The sequence below is a fragment of the Lacticaseibacillus mingshuiensis genome (assembly GCF_016861785.1).
Taxonomy (GTDB): domain Bacteria; phylum Bacillota; class Bacilli; order Lactobacillales; family Lactobacillaceae; genus Lacticaseibacillus; species Lacticaseibacillus mingshuiensis.
Window position 1 is genome coordinate 1 of the sequence record NZ_BOLS01000050.1, and the last position, 1634, is coordinate 1634.

Consider the following 1634-nt stretch of genomic DNA (forward strand, 5'->3'; position numbering starts at 1 on the left):
GTCGTCCCTGTACGAAGCTTCTGCCCTTTTTGTCCGGAAACATCCGACCAAAGTTCAAAAGAAGCTCCAGCAATTGACTTTTTGGTATCTGCATCACTCTTAGTGAGAACAAGATTGGTGTTCTTACCAGTTGCTGACCCGCTATTGTTTACTACTGCCGTCGATCCACTGGTATTGTTATCAACATCTTTTTCGCCTTTTCCTGATATTGAAGCTGTATTTGTCAGCGTATCATTAATCTTTGACGAATTGATCAGTGAGCGATAGTGTATCGAGTAAGCCGAGCTGATTTCATTTGTAAAGGAAATCTTCATCGTTTGCTTACCAGTTGCATTATCAGTCTGCAAATCCACAGAGTAATCCTTACCAAGTACTAATGGATTACTCGTATCTTCGGTAAAGTTACCATTAGAAGCTACCTTTCCTGGATAGATCACAATAGAACTCTGATCAATAATCTGATTGTCAGAAGGCTCATCGGTAACAACTGCATCGCTGAAAGTTGATTGTGCTTTATTGACCCATATTGTCCACAACGCATAAGCAGAGTTCGTTGGATCTTGTTTACCACTCTTATCCAGAACATTACCACTGTTTGGCACTGTCACCTTAGCCGTCAAATCACTAGATTTTTCGTTATTTGTATAGGTTGCTGTATTGTCATATGACTTTTGATCAATGACCTTACCAGAGAGACTAGTCTGGTAAATCAATACATAAGCTTTAGAACTATCATTTGGTAATTTAGCAGTAAGCTGTTTCTTAGTACTGTCAAAGGAAATATTAGCGGAAGCAACTTGTGTCCCCAAAACATATGAGCCATTTGTGTTAATAGAAGCTTCATACAACTTGGCGCTATCTGCTACATAGTCTTGGTCACCAATAATTGGATCAGTAATGGAGGCATTGCTAAGTTTACGTTGATTATAGTTAGTAACCACGGTCCAAGTAATTTGCTTCGAAACGGCGTTGTAACTTCCTGACTTGCTGCCATCATTTTTAAACTCAGTCTTAGGAGTGAAGTCTGCCTGTCCCTTGTTTGTATGATCGTGACCGTCTTTGTCAGTCCAAGTTGCCGTCGCAGTGTTAGTCCACTTGCCCCCATCTGGAAGGCTATTCGTTTCAAAGGCAGTTTTATAACTTAGTGTATACCAACTTGTGGCATGTTCCTTTAAAGCATTAGCAAAGGATATGGTAAACCCGTTTCCCTGCTTGCTAATCACATAGTCCGTTCCTTCACTGAGAGTTGTATTATGATCTTTATCCTTTAAAACAAAGGAATCATAGTCTACGGTCAGCCCATTCGGGACTGGATCGGTCATTGACCAATTGCTCATATCTTGCCGAGCCATATTGATATCAAAGTTCCACGAAACAGTCTTAGCGTTGTAGTCAACGCTACCGAGTGACTTAGTTAGTCCCTGCTGTCCGACTGAATGATCTCCAGAATTCGAGGTTTTGCCGTTGCTAGTTACCGAGTTACTAATCTCTTGGCCTTTATCACCAATTGGGTCTGTTACTTGTGACTGATACGAAATTTTGACTCCCTTGTTCAGCCCATTGGGGAAAGTAATAGTCATTTCCGTTCTATCAGTGTTGTAAGTCACTTTATACTGATCGGGACTAATAGGGCC

General features: G+C 41.0%; 1 protein-coding gene. It reads right to left on the reverse strand.

Annotated features, from left to right (window positions below; translation table 11 throughout):
* Positions 1-1580, reverse strand: a 1580-nt coding sequence (locus JUE67_RS12590; RefSeq protein WP_308441143.1) for a collagen binding domain-containing protein, incomplete at its 3' end; no start/stop codon positions are given.
* Positions 1581-1634 lie beyond the last annotated feature (54 nt).